The following is a 25,033-nucleotide window of genomic DNA, read 5'->3' as shown; positions in this document are numbered from 1 at the left end:
GTGGGCAAAAGGTGACGCTCAACGCATCTCAATCGGGGCGTTTGTCCCGGCTATTTCAAGCCCTGACTTTAACACCGCGGCAACTGCTCTAACCAGTCCCAATCTGGCCAAGCTCAATTTTGGTTTCGTATTGTTAATAAACCGTAATTCCGCCGTTTCCTTGCCTCTGTTCCAGTGAGCATGAAACGCGCTCGCAACATCGTAAAGATAAAACGCTATCTTGTGCGGCTCGTGCGCCGCTGCAGCACTTTCCACGATCCTGGGGAATTCCGCAAGTTTTGCAACCAGCTGAATTTCATTTTCGTCCGTGATGAGACCATTCACCGCGTCCGCATAGTCCACGTTTTCGAGATCGATGTCCGTAAACGCTTCCGCTGCCTGGCGAAATACGGAGTGGCAGCGCGCATGCGCATACTGCACATAAAAGACCGGATTGTCCTTGGACTGTTCCGTGACCTTGGCGAAATCGAAGTCCAGCGGTTCGGAGTTTTTGCGGTAGAGCATCATGAAACGCACCGAATCACTGCCGACCTCTTCGACCACGTCCCGCAAGGTTATGAAGTCTCCCGACCGCTTGGACATGCGTACCGGTTCGCCGTCCCGAAAGAGCTTGACCAACTGGCAAAGCAGAACGGTGAGTTTCGCCTCGCCTTCCGAGACCGCCTTGGCAACGGCCTCCATGCGCTTCACATAGCCGCCGTGATCGGCGCCCAGCACATAGATCATTTCCTTGTAGCCGCGCTCGAACTTGTCGTGGAAATAGGCGACATCGGCAGCGAAATAGGTGTAGGAGCCGTCCGACTTGATCAGCGGCCTGTCGATATCGTCGCCGACATCCGTGGACTTGAAGAGCGTCTGTTCGCGATCCTCCCAGTCCTCCGGCTTCTGCCCCTTGGGCGGCGGCAGCTTGCCCTTGTAGACATGCCCCTTGAACGTCAGGTCGTTGATCGCCTCGCGGATCGCCTTGGCGTTGTTGCCGTGCAGCTTGCGCTCCGAATAGAACACCTCATGCGCGACATTGAGCGCCGCCAGGTCCTCGCGGATGATCGCCATCATCGCGTCGATCGCTCGGTCTTTGACGATCGGCATCCATTTGTCTTCCGGCATGCCGCGCAGCTTGGACCCGAACTCGTCTGCCAGCGCCGTGCCAACCGGCTTCAGATAGTCGCCCGGATAGAGACCGGCGGGGATCGCGCCGATGTCCTCGCCAAGCGCCTCGCGATAGCGCAGGAAGACCGAGCGGGCCAGAATGTCGATCTGGGTCCCGGCATCGTTGATGTAGTATTCCTTCGTTACGTCGTAGCCGACGAAGGATAGGAGGTTGGCGAGCGAATCCCCGACCACCGCGCCGCGGCAGTGTCCGACATGCATCGGCCCGGTCGGATTTGCCGAGACGTATTCGACATTGACCTTCTGGCCCTCACCCAGCGTGCTCCGGCCGTAGTTCTCGCCCTCCGCAATCATGGCCGACAGTGTGCGTTGCCAGTAGGCGGCGGAGAGCTTCATGTTGATGAAGCCGGGACCGGCAACGGAGATGCGTTCGATATCCGTGTCCTTTTCCAGGATGCCGGAGATCTCGTCAGCCAGTGCGCGCGGATTTGTACCCAGCGATTTGGCGAGCACCATGGCCGCGTTGGTTGCTACGTCGCCATGGCTCGGATCGCGCGGCGGTTCGACCGAGACCCGCGACAGGCTGATGTCGTCCTTTTTTTCCTGGATCCGCTCCAGTGCCTCAAGTGCACTGAGAACACGACCTTCAAAGTCTTGGAAAAGATTCATTTTTATTTCATCCGGGAGGCGCCGAGGCCGGGAACAATCACATGCTGTGGCCGGCAAGAGTTGCCGCTGACTATCTCAAATCGGGTGTTCGGTCAAACAGGGTTCGGTGCTGTTTGACCGCGTAGTTGTCGGTCATGCCGGCCAGATAGTCGGCGACCCGGCGGCAGATTTGCGCCTCGTCGAATCCGGAGACGCCCGTCCTCCAGTGGCCACCCATCAGGGACGGATCGCGTACATAGGCATCAAACAGGTCACGGACAATACCCGCCGCCTGCTCCCGCACCCGCATGACATCCGGATGCCGGTACAGATTGGCGTAAAGGAATGACTTTATGCTTCGATCCGCATCCTGAAGATCCGGTGAAAACCGCGCGAAGGCCTGTCCGGCCGACCTGATATCATCTGCATTCCGCGGTTTCAGGTGGGCGAGTTTGGCCTGGGCGACGGCGATCACATCCTCGACCATCAGCGTTATCTGTCGACGCATGATTTCGTGGATCATCCGGCTCTGCTCGAGCTCCGGGTACCGGTCTTTAACCTCTCGCAGCAATTCGCACAGGAACGGAACCTCCTCGAGCATCTCGAGCTGCAGCAGCCCGCTTCTCAGCCCGTCGTCGATGTCATGGGTGTTGTAGGCAATGTCGTCGGCGATGGCTGCGACCTGTGCTTCGAGGCTTGCAAAGGTCGCAATGTGCAGGTCCTGACGGGCGCAGTAGTCGAGGATCGGCTGTGGAACCGGCCCGTCCAGGCCATTGCCGGATTCGTCGGTCAGCGGGCCGTTGTGCTTGACCAGCCCCTCGAGGCTTTCCCAGGTGAGGTTGAGCCCGTCGAAGGCCGCGTAGCGGCGCTCCAGCTGGGTGACGACCCGCAGTGATTGCGCGTTGTGGTCAAACCCGCCATGGTCCTTCAGCAGCTCGTCGAGCGCATCCTCGCCGGTGTGGCCGAACGGCGTGTGGCCGAAATCGTGGACCAGGGCGACCCCCTCGGCGAGATCCTCGTCGATCCTCAGCGCCCGGGCCAGCGCCCGTGCGATCTGCGCCACCTCGATCGTGTGGGTCAGGCGCGTGCGGAAATGATCGCCCTCATGGGCGACGAAGACTTGGGTCTTGTGCTTCAGCCTGCGGAACGCCGTCGTATGGATAATGCGGTCCCGGTCGCGCTGGAACTCCGAGCGTGTCCGGCTGGTCTCTTCCGCATGCAGCCGCCCCCTGCTCTTTTCCGGGTCGCTTGCCCACACCGCCCGCGCGCCGGAACCGAAGCCGAGCGCACTCTCGTCGATGGTCATTGTTCCGCCTTCCCCGTTGACGCGGCCTGCCGTTGTTCATACCTATAGACCAACGATGACCAATCACAATCTCTCCGAGCCTTTAACTCGGTGAGGAGGTTGCATGACACAGACAAATGAAGTGACGCTGTCGGACGCCGCGGCCACCAGAATTGCCGACATACTGGCATCAGAAACCGGGAAATCGGCCCTTCGGGTTTCGGTCGAGGGTGGCGGCTGTTCCGGCTTCTCCTACAAGTTCGATCTCGCCGACGAGGCGGAAGACGACGATCTGGTGCTCGAAAAGGGCGATGCGCGGGTGCTCATTGATTCGCTGTCACTCGTCTACATGGGCGGTTCCGAGATCGACTTCGTCGACAATCTGATGGGCCAGTCCTTCCAGATCAACAATCCGAACGCCATCGCATCCTGCGGCTGCGGCACGAGTTTCACCATCTGAAGGCAGGTTCATGAAGGTCGCCAGCTGGAACATCAACGGCATCAAGGCGCGCCTTGACAATCTGGTTACCTGGCTGTCCGACAGCAGCCCGGACATTGCCTGCCTGCAGGAGATAAAATCCGTCGACGAGGCCTTCCCGCGCGAGGCCATCGAGGCCATCGGCTATCACGTCGAAACGCATGGCCAGAAGGGATTCAACGGCGTCGCCATCGTTTCCAGGAAGGCGCCGGACGAGGTCAACCGCGGCCTGCCGGCTCTGTCGCCGAATGACGAGCCCGACGAGCAGGCGCGCTTCATCGAAGGCGTCTTTTCGGTCGAAGGCGGTGTGCTGCGCGTGGTCTCGCTCTACCTTCCCAACGGCAACCCGGTGGATTCGGAAAAATTCCCTTATAAAATCAACTGGATGCAGCGTCTCGAAAAATGGGCTTCCGAACGCCTCGCCCTGGAGGAGCCGCTTGTTCTTGCCGGCGATTACAACGTCATCCCCGAACCGTACGACTGCTACGATCCGGCCGCCTGGGAGGGCGACGCCCTGTTCCGGGACGACACGCGTTCGGCATTCCGCCGGCTGGAAAATCTCAGCTTCACAGAAACACTCCGCAACGCAACGGATGAGGCCGGGATCTACACATTCTGGGACTATCAGGCCGGCGCATGGCCGAAGAACAACGGCATCCGCATCGATCACCTGCTTTTGTCGCCCGAGGCGGCAAACCGGTTGCGGTCGGCGGACGTCGAAAAACACGTGCGCGGCTGGGAAAAACCGTCGGATCACGTGCCGGTCGTCGCCGATTTGGCCTTTCAGTCCGCATAAACCGCGTGGATGTTCACAAACGCGCAGAATCCCCAATTCGCTGATCGCTTGCGGTACGCGGCCATTGGGTGCATCATATGCGCATGTTTGAATACCGCAGCCTACACCGGCCCGCAGCCGGTTTCCGGTCAATCTGCCGGCGATCCGCGGTCCTTGCCGGCGGCGTGCTTCTGACCTGCAGCCTTCTGACCGCATCGCCGGTAGCGGCCGGCGACGGCATCAACTGCAGTTGTGTGGCCAACGGCCAGCGTGTCCAGCTTGGCGAACTATTCTGCATCAGGACGGCATCCGGAAAGCAGTTCCTCGCCCGTTGCGAGCGGGTCCTCAACAACACGTCTTGGAAACGCCTCCAGGACGGTTGCCCGAGCGCACGCAACTGGAGTGAAATCCAGATAAGGCCGGTTCTCTAGCAGGAAATTCCCAGCGGCGCATTTGCGCCGTTTGGTGCCAGCCGGACGATCCGCCGGCCGGGCAGACGCCTAGTTCTTGCCCTTGGCGAGCATGTCCTCGGCAAGCGCGATTGCCGTGCGGCGGTCAGCTTCATCGGCGATCGAAAAGGCCTGTTCCTGTATTTCCCGGATCCAGCCGCGGTCGCCAATCGCCGCCCGCTCGAGCGCGACCGTCATATAGGCCAGGCCGCGCACCGTGTGGCCTTCCTGGAAGATCGTGTCGCCGAACAGGGCACCGGCACCCGGATGCCCCGACTTGCGGGCGCGGTTCAGCCACTTCTTGGCCTGCCGCAGGTCCGTGCGACCGCCCTCGCCCGCCAGCATCATGCTGCCGAGCTGATACTGGGCTTCGGGTATGCCGAACACCGATGCCGCCTGGAAATAGAGCTGCCTGGCCTGTGCAGGATCGGCGGTGACAGGGCTGTCGGGAATGCCGCGGCGGTAGTAGCTGGCAAGCTGAACCAGCGCATTGACGAAATAGCCGGTATCGCTGGAACCCGGCTCGATGCCCTCGCGGGCAATCCGGTCATAGATCTTGAATGCCTCGTAGTCGTCCTCGACGACGCCGTCACCGGCGGCATACATGTTGGCAAGTGCCCAGCGCGCGCCCGGGTGCCCCTGCTCGGCGGCGTGGCGATACGCCTCAACGGCGTCATCCTTCTGGCCCTTCTTGTAGGCGGAGAAGCCGAATTGGAAGAGGACGCGCGGCCCGGATTTCTCGTCGACACCAGCGTCGGGATCGAACGACAGTGCCGGTCCGGCAAAGCCGATCGTCAACGCAATCATGCAGGCAAATACGCGCCCTGCCGTCAAACTAGATATCTGCATAGCACTGTTTTTCTTTTGCTCCGCCCGGATGCGTTACCGCGCCCTTCTGCGCGGTCCCGACTGTCTGGGCGTATTTCCACAATACACCGGATGTGTAATCCGTTTCACGTGGTTGCCAGGCCCTACCCCTTTCGGCCAGCTCCTCGTCACTCAACTGCACATTGATCGTGCCTTCAACGGCGTCGATCTCGATGATGTCACCATCCTTCAACAGGCCGATGGGTCCGCCTACGGCGGCCTCGGGTCCGACATGTCCGATGCAAAAGCCCCGGGTTGCCCCGGAAAAGCGTCCATCGGTAATCAGTGCGACCTTGTCGCCGACACCCTGCCCGTATAGCGCTGCGGTCGTCGCCAGCATCTCTCGCATACCGGGTCCGCCTCTCGGCCCTTCGTAGCGAATGACCAGGACCTCACCTTCCTTGTATTGGCGTTTTGTCACGGCCTCGAAGCATTCTTCTTCGGAATCGAAACAACGCGCCGGCCCCGAGAAGACCTGATTGGCCATCCCGGCAACTTTCACGATCGCGCCTTCGGGAGCAAGATTGCCTTTCAGCCCTACCACGCCTCCGGTCTTGGTGATCGGATCATTGGCCGGACGAACGACATCCTGCTGGTCGTTCCATTCAACATATTCCATGTTTTCGGCAATTGTGCGGCCAGTCACCGTCATGCAATCGCCGTGCAGGTAACCGTGATCGAACAGCGTCTTCATCAGCAGCGGAATGCCGCCCGCTTCGAACATGTCCTTGGCGACGTACCGGCCACCCGGTTTCAGGTCGGCGACGTAAGGCGTCTTGCGGAAGATCTCGGCAACATCGAACAGATCGAATTCGATACCGCATTCGTGGGCGATCGCCGGCAGGTGGAGCGCCGCGTTGGTCGAGCCGCCGGAGGCGGCGACAACGGCTGCGGCATTTTCCAGCGCCTTGCGTGTAACGATATCGCGCGGGCGTATATTGCGCGCAATCAGCTCCATCACCTTTTCGCCGGATGCATAGCAGAAGCGGTCGCGGATTTCGTAGGGTGCGGGTGCGCCGCAGGAATAAGGCAGCGCCAGTCCGATGGCTTCGGCGACGGTCGCCATGGTGTTTGCCGTGAACTGGGCGCCGCAGGAACCGGCCGACGGGCAGGCCGCCTGCTCGATTTCGGAAAGGTCTTCGTCGGACAGGTCGCCGACGGAGTGCTGGCCGACCGCCTCGAACACGTCCTGCACCGTGATCTGCCGCCCCCTGAAGGTGCCCGGCAAAATCGATCCGCCGTAGATGAACACGGACGGTACATTGAGACGCACCATCGACATCATCATGCCCGGCAGGGACTTGTCGCAACCGGCAAGACCGACCAGCGCGTCATAACAGTGGCCGCGCATCGTCAGTTCGACCGAGTCGGCGATGACGTCGCGCGAGACCAGCGACGATTTCATGCCCTGGTGCCCCATGGCAATGCCGTCTGTCACGGTAATGGTGCAGAATTCGCGCGGTGTGCCGTTGGCCGCAGCCACACCTTTCTTGACCACCTGGGCCTGCCGCATCAGCGAGATATTGCAGGGCGCGGCCTCGTTCCAACAACTGGCGACGCCGACCAGCGGCTGTGCGATCTCCTTGGAGGACAGACCCATGGCATACAGGTAAGAGCGGTGCGGGGCCCGCGCCGGGCCCACCGTTGTGTGACGGCTCGGTAGCTTGGATTTGTCGAAAGTCTTGGCGTCCATCAAGGTCCTCAAAATGCAGAATGCGTATTCGCTTACACCGCGCAGGTCCGCATGGCAGACGGATGCGCCCGGTTTGTGGCCGGATATTGGCACCCGCTTCACACTGCGGTCATAGCAAACCTTTGACAAAAAAGTGTTGCCAATTCGTCACAGCTCAGATTCACATGGGGTTTTTGGAGTAAAAATTAAAGACCGGTGCACAGCCCGGTCCCCAGTTTATTTACCGTTCAACAATAGGTTGAAATCAACTCGCTTCTTCAACGCGGTCAAGCGCGACAGTCAGCTTTTCCATCTGCCCCTCGATTTCAGCAAGCCGATCCCGCTCGGCCTGCACCACCTCGGGACGTGCATTGGCGACGAATTTCTCGTTCTCAAGCTTCTTCGCGATCTTTGCCTGCTCGGCGGACAGCTTGCCGATCGCCTTTTGCAGACGTGCCTTTTCGGCATCGACATCGATCAGTGTTCCAAGCGGCAGGCAGTAGGTCGCCTCGCCGACGACGATCTGTGCGCAGCCCTTCGGTGCTTCCTGTTCGAGCACGATGTCCTCAACCCGCGCCAGGCGCTTGATCGCGGGATCGTGGCGCAGCAGCCTCACGCAGGTTTCCTCGCCCGCGCCGACAACGACAAGCGGCGCGACGGCTGACGGCGGAACGTTCATCTCGGCCCTGACGGAACGCAGCCCCGACACAAGGTCCACCAGCCAGTTGATTTCGTCGGCGGCCTCGTCGTCCTGGTAGCCGGGCGTCGGCCATGGCGCGTGACACAACAATCCCTTGCGGCCGGGGGTCTGGTCCCAGAGTTCCTCGGTCATGAACGGCATGAACGGATGCAGCAGCTTGTAGATCTCGTCGAGAACATAAGCGGCGCAGCCCTGGGACTCCTTCTTGGCCGCCTCGTCCTCGCCGCTGAAGACGGGTTTCAGGAGTTCCAGATACCAGTCGCAGAACTGGTTCCAGACAAACCGGTAGGCGGCGGCCGATGCCTCATTGAACCGGTAGCTCTCGATGCCGGAGGTGATGGCATGGACCGTGCGCGCCAGCTCGGTCAGGATCCACCGGTTGATCGTCAGATTGACCTTCAGCGGATCGAAGTCCTTTTGCAGCGCGACGCCGTTCATCTCGGCAAATCGCGCCGCGTTCCACAGCTTGGTGCCGAAATTGCGGTAGCCGGCAACCCGCTGCGGGTCGAGCTTCACGTCGCGGCCCTGCGCCGCCATGATGGCGAGCGTGAAGCGCAGCGCGTCGGCACCGTATTCGTCGATCAGCTCGAGCGGATCGATGACATTGCCCTTCGACTTGGACATCTTGGCACCGTGCTTGTCGCGCACCAGCGCATGCACATAGACCGTGTGGAAGGGCTCGATCGGCGTTCCGTCCTCATCCTTCATGAAATGAAGGCCCATCATCATCATGCGTGCAACCCAGAAGAAGATGATGTCGAATCCCGTGATCAGCACGTCGGTCTGGTAATACCGCGCAAGCTCCGGCGTCTCTTCGGGCCAGCCCAGTGTAGAAAAGGGCCACAGCGCCGAGGAGAACCAGGTGTCGAGCACATCCTCGTCGCGCGTCAGTTCCACCGGCTCATCGTAGTGATCGTTCGCGGCAGCCCTTGCCTCATCTTCGGTGCGCTCGACAAAAACGGTCCCGTCCGGTCCGTACCAGGCGGGAATCTGGTGCCCCCACCACAGCTGGCGCGAGATGCACCAGGGCTGGATGTTCTCCATCCACTCGAAATAGGTCTTTTCCCAGTTCTTGGGGACGAAATCCGTCCGCCCTTCCCGGACCGAAGCGATCGCCGGCTCGGCAAGGACCTTGGCGTTCACATACCACTGGTCGGTCAGGTACGGCTCGATGGGAACGCCGCCCCGGTCGCCGTGCGGGACCTTGTGACGGTGATCCTCGACCTTGTCCAGCAGTCCGAGTTCTTCCATGCGCGCGACGATTTTCTTGCGGACCTCGAAGCGCGGTCCGCCGTCACACTCGTCCAGCGTCCGGCTCAGTGCCTCGCTCTCCTCCAGTCCCTCGAGAAAATCGTCATTGCCGTTCAGCGTGATGTGGCCGTCCCTGGTCATGACGTTGACGGCCCGAAGGCCGGCGCGTTTGCCGACCTCGAAATCGTTGAAATCGTGGGCCGGTGTCATCTTGACCGCGCCGGTGCCCTCTTCCGGGTCCGGATACTCGTCGGCGACGATCGGGATGCGCCGGCCGACCAGCGGCAGGATGACGTGCTTGCCGACGATCGACGTGTAGCGCTTGTCGTCGGGATGGACGGCAACGCCGGTATCGCCGAGCATCGTTTCCGGCCGGGTCGTTGCGACGACCAGATAGTTCCGCGTCTCCCATTCGGTCGGCTTTCCATCATCGTCGAACGCCACCGGATGCTCGTAGGTGACTCCCTCTTCCAGCGGATAGCGGAAATGCCAAAGGTGGCCCTTGGTGTCGACCTGCTCGACCTCCAGGTCCGAGATCGCGGTCAGAAGTTTCGGATCCCAGTTGACCAGCCGCTTGTCCTTGTAGATCAGCCCCTCCTTGTAGAGGGAGACGAACACTTCAAGAACCGCCTTCGACAGCCCTTCGTCCATGGTGAAGCGCTCGCGCGACCAGTCGCAGGAGGCGCCCAGACGCCGCAGCTGATTGAAGATCGCGCCACCGGATTCGTCACGCCAGCGCCAGACCTCCTCGACGAATTTCTCGCGGCCCAGGTCGCGCCGGTGCTGTTGTTTTTCCATGAGCTGCCGCTCGACGACCATCTGCGTCGCGATGCCCGCATGGTCCATGCCCGGCTGCCAAAGAACGTCCTTGCCGCGCATCCGTTCGTAGCGCACCAGAATGTCCTGCAGCGTGTTGTTCAGGGCATGCCCCATGTGCAGGGAGCCAGTGACATTGGGGGGCGGAATGACGATGCAGAAGGTCTCGGCGCCGTCCTTGGCACCGGCGCCCGCCTTGAAGGCGCCCGCCGCTTCCCAGCGCTGGGCAATTTTTGGCTCGCTCTCGGCAGCGTTGTAGTTTTTTTCAAGCATTTGAACGGTCATCTGTGAGGGAGTGTCGCTGTGCGGTGTACCCTCACTGTCCGCGCCGTTCAAGCCATATTCCCGGACCGCCGTTCGGCAGTCCGGGATTCACCGGCAGGATAAGCAGCAGCGGCGGCGGCCGTTAGCGCCCGCGCGCAACCCGCTCGATTTCCTCGCGCACCAGCCGCTCCACGAGCGTCGGCAAATTGTCGTCGAGCCATTGCTGCAGCATCGGGCGCAGCATGTCCTCTGCGATTTCATCGAAAGAGCGGCTGGGACCATTCACGACAGCGTGGCTGAGATTGTCGAACGAAGCCGCCACCTTGTCGCCTGCTTCCTGCGAAATCAGCGCGCGGGAGTCCCGCGCATCGAGGAGGCTTGTATCCGATTGGGTTGTCATGGGTTCCTGGCCCTTTCCTGCCCCGGTTTTCTTCTCGGCGGCTCCGGCATGTTTCCGCGCTGTCGGCAGGACCTCGACTGCCGGTGGGTCGTTTGCCGGCTTCCCGCCGCCGAATTCGTCGTCCGATTCAGCCTCTCTTTCCACCTGCGCGGCCAGGTGCGCGAGAGACACGGGACGGGCCTGAGGCGCCGCGCTCGACTTTGTCGAACGACCTGGATCGCCCGGCAGGCCGCGTGGGGCAGTCGCCTTTTTTTCGTCCGTAGGTCGCGCCCCGGTGCTTCCGGCCTGCCCGTGCAAGGCGGTGTCCGACGCGGCAGGGGCCGCCTGTGCCGGCTCGCGTTTCTTCGCTTCGTTCGCCGCCTTGATAACGGCAACCGGAGGCTCCGGCTGATCGCCGGAATCCGTTTCGCCGGTTTTCATGGCAGCGGCCGCAGCGCTCGCCGCCTCGGTGCTTTCGGGATCGTCGTTGTCTTCAATGATTTTACGAATGGAGGCTAGGATTTCCTCCATACTCGGCTCTTGTGCCACATTTGCCTGTGCCATACCGTTCCTCGTAAATCTGCCGCATCAGGACCCGGGCCCGGTATGTCGGTCCCGAATCACAGCCTAAGTTTATGCTATTGAATTGCGGATGAGAATCCCACGCCGAGAAATGCGGATTCCGTTGCACAGATTTGTAGGTGAATTATCGGCGGCTGCGCCGGTTCAGCGGCCGTCCACGGTGCGCAGTCCGAACCACTTGTCCTTGACGGCATCGTAGTGTTTTTCGGGCCGGTATTTGGCCACCCTCAAGCCAAGCCGCGACACCGTCAGCCGGCCCATGGAACTCAGCAGGCTGTAGCTGGCGACGACCGCGTCGCGCTGGGACTGGGCAAGGCTTTCCTGCGCAGACAGCACATTGGACTGCGTCTCGAGCACATCGAGGGTCGTGCTTTGTCCGACCTTGCGCTCCTCGACAACGCCCTGCAATGCCAGTTGCGCGGCCTGGACCTGCGCAACGTTTGCCGCGATCGATGCCTTCGATGCTTCCAGTTGAGCCCAGTCGGTGACGATATTCTGCTGCACTTCGCGGCGCGCCGAATCGACCAGTATGCGCGCCTGCCCGAGCGTCTCCTTCGCCTGCCGCACGGTCGCCGAAGCGGCGCCGCCCTGGTAGATCGGAACGCTGAGCGCCGCCGAAACGCTGCTGGATGTCGTGCCGCCGTCTGCGTGGCTGACCGATCCCGAGAGCGAAACGCTCGGCAGCAGCGCGCCTTCCGCGGCCTTCACCGTGAACGCGGCCGCGTCTACCGAATATTGGGCGCTCAGAATGTTGGGATGCTCGCGCAGCCCGATCTCGACCGCACTGGACGACGATCCTGGAATGGCCTTGCGCGTCGGGCTCGGCGATTTCAGGTTCTTCGGCGCGATGCCGATGATCTGAACATAGACCGCAACGCTCGATTTGTACTGCGCCTGTGCGGAGAGCAGGGACGCGCGTGCCGATTCCAGCTGCGCCTGGGCAAGGGCGATGTCGGTTCGCGTGCCCTCGCCGACATCGAACCGCGCCTGCGCCGCGTTGCGCTGCTCGCGCAGGAATTCGAGATTCTGCCGCCGGACACGGACGATCTGCGCGTCGCGCACGACATTGGCATAGATCTGCGCCGCCGACAGCAGGATTGTCATTTCCGTGTTCAGCAGGCTCTGCTGGCCGCCGAACACATTGGCCTCCGCCGCGCGGACATTGTTTCTGGTCTGAAATCCGTCGAACAGCGATTGGGTGAACGTCACGCCGACCGACGAGTCGACGCTTTTCAAGGTGATCGGAGCACCGCCGACTTCGGTCCGGGTTCCGGAAACGCTGGCCGAACCGGTAATGACCGGGCGATACCCGGATTTTGCGATGGCAACGCCCTCGTCCGTAGCGCGAAGTCCGGCGCGCGCCGCGTTCAGGTCCGGGTTGTTTTCATAGGCTTTGGCCATGGCGCCGAGGATTGTTTCGGCTGAGACATTGACGGGTGCCAGTGCCGCCACGCTGAGTGCAGCGGTTAGCAGCAGTGTTCGACGCAATTTGGACAAAGCGAAATTCCCCTCAAGCGGCTGCATCAAAATCCTAGCACGGCAGCCATGTCCCATCTATCCGTACCCGTTGATATTATATGTTCGACCGGTGGTTACAATGGCCCTGTCGATTTCGCGATTACTGGCCCGCGTCCTGTGGCCGATAAAGCACAGTCACGGTTGTCTCAGAATATGAACTCTGCCGTCTTCTCAAACCCAGGCAAGGGCTTAACGGATGTGTTGAAGCCCCTGCGCGCCGATGTGTGACCGCCTTCGCTGACATAGAGCTTGGCTTTCGAGGCGTTCCCCTGCCCCTCTACGACGACCAATCGGCCGCCATCGCGCAGTTGATCAAATAATGTGTGCGGCAGTTGCTCTACGGACCCGCCGATGAAAATGACGTCGTAGGGCGCTTCCGGTTTGTAGCCTTCGGCCAGTTCGCCAGTCACCACGGCGACATTGTCGTAACCGAGTCTCGAAAGTGATTCGACCGCGGTCTCGGCCAGCGCCGGATCGGATTCCAGCGCTACAACCGAATCGGAAAGCAGCGAGAGCAGTGCCGATACGTAACCCGTGCCGCAACCGATCTCGAGCACGACGTCGCTCTTGCGGACTTCGGCGAGTTGCAGAAGCTTGGCAAGCGGCGACGGTTCCATCAGATAGCGGGCCGGTGTGCCGTCGTGGCCCGGTGCGATGCGGATGTCGTCGTCGATATAGGCAAGTTCCCGCATGTTGCTGGGCACGAAATCCTCGCGTGCTACCGACAGGAAAGCCTGGAGCACCGGATGGGACGTCACGTCAGTGGTGCGAATCTGGTTGTCGACCATTCTGGTGCGCGCCAGATCAAAATCGATGGTCATTCAACGACTCCGAATTGTTTGTTTTGCTAATAAAGCGCACCGGCGGCCGTTTCAAGCAGCCATTCGAATTCCGGGCAATTTGTCCCGACGGGAAAACGTGCGACGACATCCCCTTGGCCGACAGGCCCGTGTTCGAGCCGGAAATCGATGACCGGAAAATGGCCGTTACCGCCGTCAAGCCTGTCTTATCTCTGCGGTCCGCAGTGCCGCCAGGTTTGCCGATCCGGTGCAGAAACAAACGATGCGCAACTGGCGAACGGCATTCTCGAAATGCTGGATCAGCGTATCGGGCGAAGCGTTCGCCGCATGAACGAGCCCCGCCGCCTGACCGGCAATGTCGGCGCCGGCGCGTATCGCCTTGGCAACATCGATACCCGATCTGATGCCCCCGGAGGCGATGATCGTCGCATCCGGACAGGCCCCGCGCGCTTCGAACACGGCATCGGCCGTCGGTATTCCCCAGTCGGAAAAGGCGTTGGCAAGAGCTGCTTCGTTGGCGTCCGTCATGCGCGCGGCCTCGACGGCAGCCCAGTTGGTTCCGCCGGATCCGGCCACATCGATGATTGTTATCCCCGCGTCGACAAATCGGCGCGCAATCGCCGCGGAAATGCCCGATCCCACCTCCTTCACTGCAACCGGAACCGGTAGCGCCTCCGCGACCGTCACGATCTTGTCGAACAGGCCCGACCAGTCGCGGTCGCCCTCGGGTTGAACGGCTTCCTGCAGCGGATTGAGATGGATGTAGAGCGCGTCCGCCTCGATCATCTCGACAGCCTTGAGCGCCTCCGCCGGACCAAAACCGCGATTGAACTGGGCTGCGCCGAGATTGCCCAGAATGGGTACCGACGGGGCGAGCGAGCGCAGGCTGCGTCCCAGCCCGCCATCCTGCCCGTCCTCGATCGCGACGCGTTGGGAACCGACGGCAAACGGCAGTCTCAGGACCTCGCAGGCGCGGGCGATGTTCTCGTTGATCGTCACGGCGCGTTCCGGACCGCCGGTCATGGAACTCACCAGGATCGGCGCACTGATCCGTTTGCCCAAAAAGGACGTAGTAATGTCGACGTCGTCCAAATTGATTTCCGGCAGCGCACAATGGACAAACTCGATCTTCTCAAATCCGTTCGTCCCGGTGGATTTCTTCTGCCGCTGTCCGAGGACAATCGAGAGATGTTCGTCTTTTCTATTTGTCGGCATACGGCCCGAAATCCCGGTTATACTTCATCGAGGGCAAAAACCATTGCACACTGTTTCCAGGCCCGGCCCTTTGTGATCTGGCAGACAGTAGGTGTAAAAAATAGTTTGGCGGTCAAGTGCGATTGTGCATTGCTCCATCACTCGGCCATCGTTCGCCCTATAATGAACGGACGGGGTCAGGGGCGGCGAGCACCAATTGTTAGGGCAGTCGTTGGGATTGGAATTCGGAGGGACAGGACTATCAGCACATTCGCACAATCGCTTAAGCGAACCGGCCTTCGGTCTCCCGACAAGCACCTTGAAACTCTCCGCTTCGAGGTCAATGAATGTCTGGAACAGCTGCTTCCCGATTCGGCAAAGCATCCGACGACCCTTCATCGCGCCATGCGTTACAGCATTCTGGCAGGCGGGAAGCGTGTGCGGCCCGTCCTTTGTCTCCTCGTCAGCGAAGCGTCGGGCGGGCGCGGGCGCGATTTCGCGCTTCGTGCCGGCTGCGCCATCGAGTGTGTCCACACTGCCTCGCTGATTCTCGACGATCTGCCGAGCATGGACGATGCCGAAATGCGCAGGGGGCGCAGGACGACGCATCGGGAGTTCGGCGAGGCCACCGCGATTCTCGCCTCCATCGGTCTGCTGAATCTGGCCTACGCAATCGTCAACGAGCACCCGGAAACGGATCCCGCAGTCAAGACGCAGGCACTCGACGTTTTGTGCGCGGCCGTCGGATCGGAAGGGATGGTTGCCGGCCAGGAAATCGACCTGCATGAACGCCACCGCTTCAGCGAAGCGTCGCCGATTGAGAACATGAACTGGCTGAAGACCGGCGCCCTCTTTGTCGCCACGGCGCATATCGGCGCCCTTGCGGCGGGATTGCAACCTGCATCCGTGGAAGCGGTCAAGGACTTTGCAAAACATGTGGGCCTGGCGTTTCAAACGGCCGACGACATTATCGATCATTCCGGCGATACCGAAACAATCGGAAAGGACATCGGCAAGGACAGGGACGTACCGACGCTTGTGTCGCTCTCCGGGGACGAAGCGGCCCGCCTGTCATGCGAGCAAAATCTCGCTCTTGCACAGGAAGCGCTGCAAAGGGCCGAGTTGGAATCCGACGGACTGATGGCGCTTGTGGACAGCATCTTCGGTTCCAAAATATAATCCCGTCCCGACATGTTCGTGACCAGACAACCGACCGAGGGGACCCAGACGGATCACCCTCTGGAAGCGGCACCGCCGGCGCTCGAGATCAGCGGCCTGTCCGTCCGTTACGGCACACGCCGCGTAACAGACGCGCTTGACCTGACAATCGCGACCTCCGAGATCTTCGGACTGCTGGGCCCCAACGGATCGGGCAAGACAACGCTCGTGCGCGCGATCTGCAGGCGCCTCAAGCCCGCGGCCGGCCGAATCCGCATTGCCGGAGAGCAAAACACAAAACGCCGCGCATTGCGCCGCGTCGGTCTGGTGCCGCAGGAGATCGCCCTTTACCCGCATCTGACCGCGCGAGAGAACCTTGTGACTTTCGGACGGCTCTCGGGACTTTCCCACCAGCAGGCGATGAGCGCACTGGATTTCGCGGTCGAGGCGACCCGCCTGACAAAACATCTGGATGACGCCGTCCATACGCTCTCCGGCGGCTGGAAGCGCCGCGCCAATATAGCCGCCGCCCTCTTGCACGGTCCGTCTCTGCTGATCCTCGACGAGCCGACCGTCGGCGTCGATATCGACGCCCGCAACGCCCTACACACCGTGATCCGCAACCTGGGTCGTTCGGGCCTCGCCGTGCTGTTGACGACGCACGATCTGGACCAGGCCCAGGCGTTGTGCGGGCGGGTCGGGTTCCTGCGCGACGGGAAAGTCTCGCCCGTCGGCCGGCCGGTCGATCTCCTGAAGGACGCCTTCGGGACCCGTTGCGAACTGCTGGTCGATCTTTACGAACCGGCACGGACGGCGACGCGCGACATGCTCAAACGCCTCGGGTTTGCCAGCCGACAACTGGGCCTTGAATGGAGCCGGATGATCGACGCGTCCCCCGAGGCACAGGCCGGGCTGACCGACGCGCTTCACCGTACGGATCTGCGCATCAAGGAAATCCGGTTTCGCGAACCCGATCTCGACAGCCTCTTCACCAGGCTGACCGGCGAGGACACCCCTTCATGACCGGCGCTATCCTGAAAGTCATGGTGCTCGGTCTGTTACGCGACCGCGGTGCCTTTGCCATGGCGTTCATCCTGCCGCCGCTGATCTTCGTCATATTCGCCGCCATTTTCTCCGGCACGAGCGGCGATGAAATGCGGCTCAAGGTGGCCGTGCTCGACGACATCGGCACGGTCGAGACGAAAATGCTGATCGCGGCGATCGACGCCGAACCGGCCCTGCGGCTGCATGAACGCGAGTTCGATGACGAGCAGAGCCTGCGTGACGCCGTGCTTGCGAGCACCGCAGACGTCGGCCTGATCATCCGCGGACAGCTCTATGGCGAGGAAGGGGAAGCGCCCGTTCTCGTCATCGCAGACGCCGGCCGGGCCATGACCGGGCCGATACTTGCCGGTCATGTTCAGCGTCTCGTCGCCCGGGAGCTTCCCGGCGTATCGATGCGCCGGGTCGCCCCCACCATCGACGCCATGGCCGGTGGCCTTTCGCCGCAGCAACAAGCGCAGCTCGACAGCGCGATCGACGCGATGGGCAACGAAGGGTCCGCGGATGAATCCGGCGACGGAGCACTGGTGTCCGTCGAAACGATCGCCGGCCGCGGCGGTGGTGTCACGGTCAGCTACTATGCCGGCGCCGTCGCCGTGATGTTTCTGTTGTTTTCCGCCATGCAGGGCGCCGCCACGCTCATCGAGGAGCGCACATCCGGCATTATCGACCGCATCGCCGTCGGCCGGGCCGGAACCGACGTGATCGTTCTCGCCAAGTTCCTGTTCCTGACCATCCAGGGCATCTTCCAGGTCTCCCTGATTTTCCTCGTCGCATGGCTGGCCTACGGTGTCGACGTTCCATCGCACTTCCTGGCATGGCTGGCGACGACCGTTCTGGCCGCGACGGCCGCCGCGGGACTGGCGCTCGCCATGGCCTCCGCCTGCGTTTCCAGGCAACAGGCCAACACGATTTCCAGTTTTCTCGTGCTCGTCGCCTCCGCCGTCGGCGGCTCCATGGTCCCGCGTTTCATGATGCCGCCATGGCTGCAGGAGATCGGCTGGTATACGCCGAATGCGTGGGCGATCGAAGCCTATCAGGGCGCCCTGTGGCGGGGTGTCTCGCTGCAGGCGCTGCTGCCGACTTTCTGGCCGCTGGCGCTGACGGCACTCGCAGGGCTGGCGGCGGCGCTGATCCTGTCGCGGCTGCGGCTCCGGCTGGCGTAAGCCATGCGACGTTTGCCCACCTGCCGGCCGCGCGTTATTTTCGCTATAGTGCGCCGGACGATCCGCCCACGCGATCTCAACCGAAATGAGCGTCCGAAATGGTCTCGTTCCTGATTGCAGCAGCCCTGGTTTTGGCAACCATTGCCGGCATGGAGCTCTTTGCCTGGTGGGCGCACAAATATGTCATGCACGGCTGGGGATGGAACTGGCACCGCTCCCACCACGAGCCCCATGACGACCGGTTTGAAAGAAACGATCTCTATGCGCTTGTCTTCGCCAGCGTGGCGGTGCTGCTGTTCTGGATCGGTACCACCTATTGGGTGGTCTGGTGGATCGCGGTCGGCGTCACGGCCTACGGAGCGCTTTATTTCATCGCCCATGACGGGCTGGTCCATCATCGCTGGCCGTTCCGCTACGTTCCCAAAACAGGCTACCTGAAGCGCCTCTACCAGGCACACCGGCTTCACCACGCCGTCAAGGGTAAGGACGGATGCGTCTCCTTCGGCTTTCTGTGGGCGCCGGGTCTCGACGGCCTCAGGGCGCAACTGCGAAAGAACCGCGACGCCGAGGATCTGGAATTCTACGAAAGCGAGCGAGACGCCTTGGCGGACTGATCGGACTTGCACCGACACGCGCAGCATAGTAATCGTCCGCATATGGCGACGGAGTTCCTGTTCACGGCTCGAATATCCTGACGTCCGTTTTTCGGGCGTCAGCACTGGATGTGCGGGCGGGGTTTATACTCCTGTAGAAGCGCCAGATCAGCGTGCACGGCTGGGTTCGATTCCCAGGGCGCCTACCAACCATATTCGATTGAATGGTCCTTGAGCCCGCTCCCGCGGCGGGGAAGTCACGGCCTTTTGTAAAGACCGTTTCGCGGCGGGCCGCTGTCAGCGCCCCTGAACCGGGTGGTCAGCACATCGCCCAGCGACAACGCCAACAGCCAGGCCTTGCGACCCTTCGAGGTTGAAACCCGTTGCTCCCAGGCCTGCGGTCCCCGTGTTCGCAACACCTCGCCGATTTCCCGGTAGACGCGCCGCGCCGCCGCCACCGCCCAGGCCGAACGGAATGGCAGCGCCGACAGCCCCGCATAGGAGGACTCGTAATAGGGTTCGGCATGCTGGAGCAGGCGCAAGGCAAGCCCATGCAGCGCCGGCCATTGTTCCCGCCGCTCCGCGCTCACTTCGGAAAGGCCGACTTCGTCGAGCCATTCGGCCGGAAGATAAACCCGCCCTGCCCGCGCATCGTCGATGACATCGCGGGCGATGTTCGTAAGCTGGAAGGCAAGCCCGAGGTCGGATGCTCTGTCAAGAACAGCCTCATCGCGGACGCCCATGATCATCGCCATCATCACACCGACGACCCCGGCAACGTGATAACAATAGTCCAGCGTATCGTCAGCCGTTTGGTAGGCGCGCTGCCGGACGTCCATCTCGAAACCCGCCAGCAGTTCCTGCGGGTGGCGATGCGGTATCCGGTTGCGCGCCACCACCTGGCGAAGCGCCTCGAACACGGGATCGTCCGTCGCGGCGCCGTTGAGCGCCGCCTCCGTTTGTCGCTTCAGTTCCAAAAGCCGCTCGGGCTGACCGTCCGAAGCGGCGGTCCCCAAAGCGCCAGCGTGGCCCAGTTCCTGGCCGTCAATGACATCATCGGCATGCCGGCACCAGGCATAGAGCATGACCGCATCGGCGCGGGTCTGCGGCGCGAAAAGCCGGGCCGCCGCGGCGAAGCTCTTGGAGCCGTTGGCGATCATCTCCTCGCTGACCCGCAGGACATCGGCGTTCGCGGCGTCCTGCCCGATTTCCACCGTCATGACGAAACCGCCCGCGCCTGTTCGACGTCGCTGAGCATCAGCCCCGCGGTCGCCTTCGCGGACCCGATAACGCCCGGGATACCGGCGCCCGGGTGCGTGCCCGCACCGACGAGGTAGAGGTTCTCGATAACGTCGTCGCGGTTGTGCGGCCGGAACCAGGCGCTTTGCGTCAGTAGCGGCTCGACCGAGAAGGCCGATCCCAGATGGGCGTTCAACTCGTCCCGGAAATCGAAGGGTGTGAATATGCGGCAGGTCACGAGATCGCGTTTGAGGCCCGGTATGTAGCGGGCCTCCAGGTAGTCGAGGATCCGGTCCCTGTATCGCGGTCCTTCGACGTCCCAGTCGATGTCGGCCGTGCCGAGATGCGGCACCGGCGACAGGACATAGTGGGCACTGTGTCCGGGCGGCGCCAGGCTGTCGTCGGTGACCGACGGGCAGTGCAGGTAGAGCGAAAAGTCATCCGCGAGGATGTCCGTTTTGAAGATGTCGTCGATCAGCTCCCGGTAACGCGGACCGAACAACACCATGTGGTGCTTCAGATCGGCCGGCTGTCCGCGCAATCCGAAATAGATGACAAAGAGCGACATTGAAAAGCGCTTTTTCTTCAATGATTTCGCCTGTTGCGCACCGCGCGGGTCACCACGCAGGAGTTGGTCGTAAAGGTGCACGACATCTGCATTGACGGCAACCATTTCGGCATCCAGCCGATTGCCGTCGGCGACGACCCCGCGTGCCCGGCCGTTCTCCATCACGATCTCGTCGACGGGCGCGTTCAGCCGCAAGGTCCCGCCGAGGTCCTCGAACAGTTTTGCCATTGCCCGCACCAGCGCTCCGGTCCCGCCTTTGGCGAACCAGACGCCGCCGCGGCGCTCAAGCGCATGGATCAGCGCGTAGATGGAGGATGTGTCGAACGGGTTGCCGCCGACCAGAAGCGAATGGAAGGAAAAGGCCTGGCGAAGCTGCTCGTCCGAAATGAAGCTCGCCACCTTGGCATAGACGCTGCGATAGCTCTCCAGCCGGATCAGCTGCGGCGCGGCCCTGACCATGTCCCTGAAACTCAGAAACGGAACCGCGCCGAGCTTCTCGTAGCCTTCGCGGTAGACTTCGTTCGAATAGTCCAGAAACCGCTTGTAGCCCTCGACGTCACGGGGCGATTTTTGTCCGATCTGGCGGTCCAGCGACGCCTGATCGTTCGTGTAGTCGAACCGGAACCCGTCTTCCCAGCAAAGCTGGTAGAACGGATCGACCGGCAGCAGCGTGACGTAATCCTCCATGTCGCGGCCCGCCTCTGCCCACAACTCCCGCAATGCGGCGGGATCGGTGATGACGGTGGGGCCCGCATCGAACACGAATCCCTTGTCCTCGTAGACATAGGCGCGCCCCCCGGGACGGTCACGCTTTTCGAACACCGTGGTCGCAATGCCGCTGCTTTGCAGGCGGATCGCCAGCGCCAGACCGCCAAACCCCGATCCGACGACCACCGCTGTTCTGGCATTCTCCATCGCCGGCCCCCTATTTGCCTGCAAGCGCGCGTGTCTCACTTACGCAGCGAACCGCCTTTTGGATCGGTACAGGCGGCTTGCCGGCAATAATTCTGAGTTTGTCGGTGGGGCGGATGCGGCCGGCATAAAACCGCTGGATCAGCGATTGCGGCAGACGGTAGAACCGCTGCAGCACGAGATAACGCTTGCGCGGCGTTGCGGCGCGAAACAGCATCCGGTTCAAAAAGCGGTAGAAGGCCTGCTCCTGGTTGCGGTTGAGGGCATAGGCGTAAATCGCCTTGCGAACCGCCGCGGTCGTCAGCGGGCGGCCGAGGCCGGCGATCAGGTTGGCCGTCTCCACCGCGATCGGCAGGCTGTAGCCGGTGGTCGGATGAAACAGTGCCGCGCGCAGGCCGATCGGCGCCGAATGGAGCGGAACGCGGTCCCAGAATGCAAGGACGTCATGCGCCAATGCGATGGGCAGAATGCCCTTTTCCGTCCGTTTGAGCTGTTTGACGACCCAGCCGCGATTGGCCGCATAGGCAAGAACGTCCGAATGCAGCGCCTCGAAGTCCAGCGAGCCATCGTCGCTGTACCGCGTGTCTTCGATGAGCACCCGGGTGGGCGACAGCGGCAGCACGTAGAAGAAGCGGTATCCGTCCTTCTGATCGACGGCGGCATCCATGATCGTGGGCACGTCCTCGCCGTGCGGCCGGCCCAGTTCGACCTCAACGCCGACGAATTTCTGAAAGCCGAGCTTCAAGCCGTCGTCGGGTGCAAATCCGCGGCCGTCGATGACACAGGGCGCGTCGATCTCCACGCCTCCGTCCAGCACGACGCCGCCGGCGCGGATTTCCTCGACTTTCGCATTCTCGTGGGTTCGGATTTTTTCACAATCGTACACAGCCTGCCGCAACGCGTCTGATGTGATCGACGCGTAGGGGGTCGTCAGGCTGCGGGCAAAGCGCGGAAAGACCACCTTCTGGCCGGACCACTCGTGTGCGATGAGCGGTTGCAGGCGCGCGTAGTCGCCCGGCTCCAGATCGGTCCGGTGGAACGACCATGTGTGGTTGCCGCAGATCTGCTCGCCCGCTTCGACAATCGCAATGTGATGCCCGAGTTCCGCCAGCCGCAGGGCGACGATGCACGCGGCCAGGCCGCCGCCGGCTATCACGACATCGGTTTTGCGGTTCAGATTGGAATTGGTGTTACCCAGAGCCGAAGTTCCCTCTTGTGCCCGGCCCGTTGTTGTTCGGTTATCGGCCGAATTTTCGGTTCGCCTGCTTAAGCAGACCGCTGCCGCTGTAATATGGCTGAACACGCGACTTTCTCAACCCGGCATCAGCAACACCCAACTTAGACGTTTGTTGGGCCGACATCCAAACGAATTGCAGCGCTGCGAAACATTTGTTGCCCCACCCGAGCGCCGGTGCACGCGGTGAGTGCGACAGCGCTGCGTTGGGTCAGCCTTGGACAAGGGATCGCTAGGGAGCGGTGTCCCTCCCGCTGCCCGAAAGGCGGGGCAACTAAAACCGATGTGGGAAGGAAAATCCGCTCCGGCAACCACGAGTCGCCGTAAATGAGGCTTTTGCCGGATCACATTTTCGGGATCGTGGCCGGCATGAATTCAGCGCCTGTCGGGCAAAGGCAAAACACCACCAATACAGCACCTTGAAACGATCGCGCTTGCTCCCACTCGGTTCGATATGCTTCAACCGGATTCCGGAAACGGCAGCCCGGGGCCACACGGCTGACAGGATCGGGCCCGACAATCCGGCGATGGCGGCAATGCCGTTCGAGATATGACCAAACGTCGCGCACAACCACACGAAAGGAATTTCGCAGATGAAGGAACTCATTGATCACTTGCGCAATGTCGAGGAGAACGCTTCCCTCGATTGGCAGCACCATGTCACGCAAGCACGAGCGGCGGCGGATACGATTGAGCGCCTTGCAGCGGAACTGGAAAAGGCCGTCGAAGTCGCATTCGAGCACGGCGCCGCCGACTGGGTGAAAAGCAACCACCCCGACCACTACGGCCGGCTCAGCAAATAACCCGGCAGCGCCGGACGTGAACGCGTCAGGGAAGCCGCAGGCGTGATGCGCCGCGCCAGACTGTCAACTGTTTTGGAGGAATATGGAGGCCTGGCCCGGTCTTCCACACCCATTGTTTTCATTGGATTTTTTGTGTAACGTTGCTCTATTTTTTCGGGCCATTTTTTATAGATTGTGTAACGTGATGCAACCAGAAAATGAAAGCTGCGCCACCTGCAAATACTGGCTTCCGAATCCTCGGAACAAGCCGATCATTCTTGCAAAGATAACGGATCGACGCCTGCCCGTGGGCGTGTGCCGCCGATATCCGCCACCACCGCAAGGCTTCTGGCAAAAGGGCGTGCCGGTCGAAACCAATATCATGCAGTGGTGCGGCGAATGGAGCAATAAGCCGGGATATCCTGGCGACAGCGCCGTCACGCGCCCAGAAAAGGCCGCAGGCTGATGTGGGCTGCGATTGTCGCGATCGGGGTTTCATTCGCGGCGCTCGGCGTCTCGATCCTGTCTTGGCGCGCGATAGTGCAGACCAACCGGGCCTCGGTCTTCGAACACCGGATGCAGGTCTACCAGGACGTCGAGACATTTATCAGGCGATGGAGACAGCTCGGAACGCCCGACATGGCCATTCTCGCCGATCTCACAAATGCCCATCAGCGATCGAAATTTCTGTTTCCGGCCGAGGTCACAGAGGAAATCCGAACGCTCTGGACCGATGCCGTGCAGGCCGATTTCGACGCGATGGTCATCAACGGCGACACGCCGGGCGACCGGGACGAGGCGATCGAGCGCCGACAGGCCCTGACGCTCAAGCACACCGAGGACGGCAGCAGGATGCAGACACTGTTCGAAAAACAATTGAAGGTGCGGACGTAGGATCGATCAGAAAAACTCTCATGCCCTACTTCTGATCTTCCATCAGCCGCTCGATCCGCTCAAGGATCTTGGTGTTGTATTTGACCGAGGCGTCGGTGCCCTGCTGCTTGACGCGGATGTCGGAGACGTCGTCCTGAATCTCGTCGATCTTGCCGCGCAGCTCCCGCTCGATCATTTCGATCGTCTTGGCGTTCTCGGCGGGCTTTTCCTTGTTATTGGCGGCCTGGATCTGCAGGCCGCCATAGTCGATACCGGCGCCGACGATCGTCACCGCCAGGCCGATGGATATGTACCTCGGGGCACCGTTGCCATCGGTGGGCATGTGACGTCTCCTTTAGGCCGGTTCTTCGTCCGGATTTTCTTCCATCTGAGCTGATGGCCTATTTCGGCTGGAAGGACCGGAAGGAAGCGCGGCCCTATGTGAACGCCGCGGATCGGGAAAGCCTGGCTGAATCGGCCAGCGGAAAAGTACAATGTGTAACGTCTGAGCAATGATTGTGTAACTATGCGTGTAACGCGAGACGCTATATCATTGAAAATACGAAAGAATTCGGAGGAATATGGAGGCCTCGCCCGGAATCGAACCGGGATAGAAGGATTTGCAGTCCTCTGCGTAACCATTCCGCCACGAGGCCCC

The 25,033-nt window shown here is 61.6% G+C and carries 23 protein-coding genes and 1 tRNA gene; 10 read left to right on the top strand and 14 right to left on the bottom strand.

Annotation, left to right across the window (positions count from 1 at the left end; translation table 11 throughout):
• Positions 1-18: 18 nt before the first annotated feature.
• Positions 19-1,779: an arginine--tRNA ligase gene (argS, locus tag E4M07_RS04985; protein ID WP_136657161.1), complete on the bottom strand. Its 1,761-nt coding sequence runs from the start codon at positions 1,777-1,779 to the stop codon at positions 19-21.
• 70 nt (positions 1,780-1,849) lie between these two features.
• Positions 1,850-3,064 carry a deoxyguanosinetriphosphate triphosphohydrolase gene (locus E4M07_RS04980; RefSeq protein WP_136657160.1) on the bottom strand — a complete coding sequence of 405 codons (1,215 nt, stop codon included), beginning with the start codon at positions 3,062-3,064 and terminating at the stop codon, positions 1,850-1,852.
• Between the two features lie 103 nt (positions 3,065-3,167).
• On the opposite strand from E4M07_RS04980, the gene erpA reads away from it, so the two are divergent.
• The 3 genes from erpA to E4M07_RS04965 all read left to right on the top strand — a co-directional run bounded on the left by erpA (position 3,168) and on the right by E4M07_RS04965 (position 4,727).
• A complete protein-coding gene (gene erpA, locus E4M07_RS04975; protein WP_136657159.1) occupies positions 3,168-3,503 on the top strand; it encodes an iron-sulfur cluster insertion protein ErpA in 336 nt (111 codons plus the stop codon).
• A gap of 10 nt (positions 3,504-3,513) precedes the next feature.
• The gene (gene xth, locus E4M07_RS04970; protein ID WP_136657158.1) at positions 3,514-4,317 is read left to right on the top strand and encodes an exodeoxyribonuclease III; all 804 of its coding nucleotides are present in this window, start codon (positions 3,514-3,516) and stop codon (positions 4,315-4,317) included.
• 77 nt (positions 4,318-4,394) lie between these two features.
• The gene (locus E4M07_RS04965) at positions 4,395-4,727 is read left to right on the top strand and encodes a hypothetical protein (protein WP_136657157.1); all 333 of its coding nucleotides are present in this window, start codon (positions 4,395-4,397) and stop codon (positions 4,725-4,727) included.
• Between the two features lie 69 nt (positions 4,728-4,796).
• Here the strand turns inward: E4M07_RS04965 and E4M07_RS04960 are convergent, their stop codons facing one another.
• From E4M07_RS04960 to fni, 7 genes are all read right to left on the bottom strand, one after another.
• Entirely contained in the window at positions 4,797-5,552 is a 756-nt protein-coding gene (locus E4M07_RS04960; protein WP_246660361.1) for a tetratricopeptide repeat protein, read from the bottom strand.
• A 28-nt stretch (positions 5,553-5,580) separates the two neighbouring features.
• Entirely contained in the window at positions 5,581-7,305 is a 1,725-nt protein-coding gene (gene ilvD, locus E4M07_RS04955; RefSeq protein WP_136657155.1) for a dihydroxy-acid dehydratase, read from the bottom strand.
• A gap of 244 nt (positions 7,306-7,549) precedes the next feature.
• Positions 7,550-10,324 (bottom strand): valine--tRNA ligase, encoded by a 2,775-nt coding sequence (locus E4M07_RS04950; protein WP_136657154.1) that lies wholly within the window; start codon positions 10,322-10,324, stop codon positions 7,550-7,552.
• Between the two features lie 133 nt (positions 10,325-10,457).
• Positions 10,458-11,225: a PopZ family protein gene (locus tag E4M07_RS04945; RefSeq protein ID WP_136657153.1), complete on the bottom strand. Its 768-nt coding sequence runs from the start codon at positions 11,223-11,225 to the stop codon at positions 10,458-10,460.
• Between the two features lie 195 nt (positions 11,226-11,420).
• Positions 11,421-12,773 (bottom strand): TolC family outer membrane protein, encoded by a 1,353-nt coding sequence (locus E4M07_RS04940; RefSeq protein ID WP_246660360.1) that lies wholly within the window; start codon positions 12,771-12,773, stop codon positions 11,421-11,423.
• 167 nt (positions 12,774-12,940) lie between these two features.
• Positions 12,941-13,609, bottom strand: coding sequence for a protein-L-isoaspartate O-methyltransferase (locus E4M07_RS04935; RefSeq protein ID WP_136657504.1), 669 nt, complete (start codon positions 13,607-13,609; stop codon positions 12,941-12,943).
• A gap of 180 nt (positions 13,610-13,789) precedes the next feature.
• A complete protein-coding gene (fni, locus tag E4M07_RS04930; RefSeq protein WP_136657151.1) occupies positions 13,790-14,809 on the bottom strand; it encodes a type 2 isopentenyl-diphosphate Delta-isomerase in 1,020 nt (339 codons plus the stop codon).
• Here fni and E4M07_RS29480 point away from each other — a divergent pair.
• The 4 genes from E4M07_RS29480 to E4M07_RS04910 all read left to right on the top strand — a co-directional run bounded on the left by E4M07_RS29480 (position 14,708) and on the right by E4M07_RS04910 (position 18,788).
• The gene (locus E4M07_RS29480) at positions 14,708-15,967 is read left to right on the top strand and encodes a polyprenyl synthetase family protein (protein WP_136657150.1); all 1,260 of its coding nucleotides are present in this window, start codon (positions 14,708-14,710) and stop codon (positions 15,965-15,967) included. The genes fni and E4M07_RS29480 overlap by 102 nt on opposite strands.
• 18 nt (positions 15,968-15,985) lie before the next feature.
• Entirely contained in the window at positions 15,986-16,969 is a 984-nt protein-coding gene (locus tag E4M07_RS04920; RefSeq protein ID WP_169054088.1) for an ABC transporter ATP-binding protein, read from the top strand.
• On the top strand, positions 16,966-18,174 hold the full coding sequence (locus E4M07_RS04915; RefSeq protein WP_169054087.1) for an ABC transporter permease: 1,209 nt from the start codon (positions 16,966-16,968) through the stop codon (positions 18,172-18,174). Before E4M07_RS04920 ends, E4M07_RS04915 begins: the two co-directional genes overlap by 4 nt.
• A gap of 98 nt (positions 18,175-18,272) precedes the next feature.
• Positions 18,273-18,788 (top strand): sterol desaturase family protein, encoded by a 516-nt coding sequence (locus E4M07_RS04910; protein WP_136657147.1) that lies wholly within the window; start codon positions 18,273-18,275, stop codon positions 18,786-18,788.
• A 236-nt stretch (positions 18,789-19,024) separates the two neighbouring features.
• On the opposite strand, the gene E4M07_RS04905 is transcribed toward E4M07_RS04910, so the two are convergent.
• Genes E4M07_RS04905 through crtY form a run of 3 tightly spaced genes read right to left on the bottom strand, consistent with a single transcriptional unit; the run spans position 19,025 to position 22,642 of the window.
• Positions 19,025-19,987, bottom strand: coding sequence for a phytoene/squalene synthase family protein (locus E4M07_RS04905; protein WP_206057172.1), 963 nt, complete (start codon positions 19,985-19,987; stop codon positions 19,025-19,027).
• The gene (locus E4M07_RS04900) at positions 19,984-21,489 is read right to left on the bottom strand and encodes a phytoene desaturase (RefSeq protein ID WP_136657146.1); all 1,506 of its coding nucleotides are present in this window, start codon (positions 21,487-21,489) and stop codon (positions 19,984-19,986) included. Before E4M07_RS04900 ends, E4M07_RS04905 begins: the two co-directional genes overlap by 4 nt.
• Before the next feature lie 10 nt (positions 21,490-21,499).
• The gene (gene crtY, locus E4M07_RS04895) at positions 21,500-22,642 is read right to left on the bottom strand and encodes a lycopene beta-cyclase CrtY (RefSeq protein WP_169054086.1); all 1,143 of its coding nucleotides are present in this window, start codon (positions 22,640-22,642) and stop codon (positions 21,500-21,502) included.
• Positions 22,643-23,313: 671 nt separating this feature from the next.
• Between crtY and E4M07_RS04890 the strand changes: the two genes are divergently transcribed.
• The 3 genes from E4M07_RS04890 (at position 23,314) to E4M07_RS04880 (ending at position 24,396) form a co-directional block, all read left to right on the top strand.
• Positions 23,314-23,523 (top strand): hypothetical protein, encoded by a 210-nt coding sequence (locus tag E4M07_RS04890; RefSeq protein ID WP_136657144.1) that lies wholly within the window; start codon positions 23,314-23,316, stop codon positions 23,521-23,523.
• Between the two features lie 82 nt (positions 23,524-23,605).
• Positions 23,606-23,968 (top strand): hypothetical protein, encoded by a 363-nt coding sequence (locus E4M07_RS04885; protein WP_136657143.1) that lies wholly within the window; start codon positions 23,606-23,608, stop codon positions 23,966-23,968.
• Complete coding sequence (locus E4M07_RS04880; protein ID WP_136657142.1) at positions 23,968-24,396, top strand: hypothetical protein; 429 nt, start codon at positions 23,968-23,970, stop codon at positions 24,394-24,396. Before E4M07_RS04885 ends, E4M07_RS04880 begins: the two co-directional genes overlap by 1 nt.
• A gap of 25 nt (positions 24,397-24,421) precedes the next feature.
• Here E4M07_RS04880 and E4M07_RS04875 read toward each other — a convergent pair whose 3' ends face one another.
• Both E4M07_RS04875 and E4M07_RS04870 read right to left on the bottom strand, forming a co-directional pair.
• Positions 24,422-24,718, bottom strand: coding sequence for a hypothetical protein (locus tag E4M07_RS04875; protein ID WP_136657141.1), 297 nt, complete (start codon positions 24,716-24,718; stop codon positions 24,422-24,424).
• 239 nt (positions 24,719-24,957) lie between these two features.
• Positions 24,958-25,031: transfer RNA gene (locus E4M07_RS04870), tRNA-Cys, on the bottom strand.
• Positions 25,032-25,033: the final 2 nt, after the last annotated feature.

Origin of the sequence: Nitratireductor sp. XY-223 (assembly GCF_004959855.1) — a bacterium.
Classification (GTDB): Bacteria; Pseudomonadota; Alphaproteobacteria; order Rhizobiales; family Rhizobiaceae; genus Hoeflea_A.
The sequence above is the reverse complement of the archived record's forward strand: the minus strand, read 5'-3'. Positions and strand labels throughout refer to the sequence as shown.

Coding starts and splice junctions, on each gene's coding strand:
- argS (WP_136657161.1), bottom strand. CDS start 1,779: ATGAATCTTTTCCAAGACTTTGAAGGTCGTGTTCTCAGTGCACTTGAG.
- E4M07_RS04980 (WP_136657160.1), bottom strand. CDS start 3,064: ATGACCATCGACGAGAGTGCGCTCGGCTTCGGTTCCGGCGCGCGGGCG.
- erpA (WP_136657159.1), top strand. CDS start 3,168: ATGACACAGACAAATGAAGTGACGCTGTCGGACGCCGCGGCCACCAGA.
- xth (WP_136657158.1), top strand. CDS start 3,514: ATGAAGGTCGCCAGCTGGAACATCAACGGCATCAAGGCGCGCCTTGAC.
- E4M07_RS04965 (WP_136657157.1), top strand. CDS start 4,395: ATGCGCATGTTTGAATACCGCAGCCTACACCGGCCCGCAGCCGGTTTC.
- E4M07_RS04960 (WP_246660361.1), bottom strand. CDS start 5,552: ATGATTGCGTTGACGATCGGCTTTGCCGGACCGGCACTGTCGTTCGAT.
- ilvD (WP_136657155.1), bottom strand. CDS start 7,305: ATGGACGCCAAGACTTTCGACAAATCCAAGCTACCGAGCCGTCACACA.
- E4M07_RS04950 (WP_136657154.1), bottom strand. CDS start 10,324: ATGCTTGAAAAAAACTACAACGCTGCCGAGAGCGAGCCAAAAATTGCC.
- E4M07_RS04945 (WP_136657153.1), bottom strand. CDS start 11,225: ATGGAGGAAATCCTAGCCTCCATTCGTAAAATCATTGAAGACAACGAC.
- E4M07_RS29480 (WP_136657150.1), top strand. CDS start 14,708: ATGGACAAACTCGATCTTCTCAAATCCGTTCGTCCCGGTGGATTTCTT.
- fni (WP_136657151.1), bottom strand. CDS start 14,809: ATGCCGACAAATAGAAAAGACGAACATCTCTCGATTGTCCTCGGACAG.
- E4M07_RS04915 (WP_169054087.1), top strand. CDS start 16,966: ATGACCGGCGCTATCCTGAAAGTCATGGTGCTCGGTCTGTTACGCGAC.
- E4M07_RS04910 (WP_136657147.1), top strand. CDS start 18,273: ATGGTCTCGTTCCTGATTGCAGCAGCCCTGGTTTTGGCAACCATTGCC.
- E4M07_RS04905 (WP_206057172.1), bottom strand. CDS start 19,987: ATGACGGTGGAAATCGGGCAGGACGCCGCGAACGCCGATGTCCTGCGG.
- E4M07_RS04900 (WP_136657146.1), bottom strand. CDS start 21,489: ATGGAGAATGCCAGAACAGCGGTGGTCGTCGGATCGGGGTTTGGCGGT.
- E4M07_RS04890 (WP_136657144.1), top strand. CDS start 23,314: ATGAAGGAACTCATTGATCACTTGCGCAATGTCGAGGAGAACGCTTCC.
- E4M07_RS04885 (WP_136657143.1), top strand. CDS start 23,606: ATGGAGGCCTGGCCCGGTCTTCCACACCCATTGTTTTCATTGGATTTT.
- E4M07_RS04880 (WP_136657142.1), top strand. CDS start 23,968: ATGTGGGCTGCGATTGTCGCGATCGGGGTTTCATTCGCGGCGCTCGGC.
- E4M07_RS04875 (WP_136657141.1), bottom strand. CDS start 24,718: ATGCCCACCGATGGCAACGGTGCCCCGAGGTACATATCCATCGGCCTG.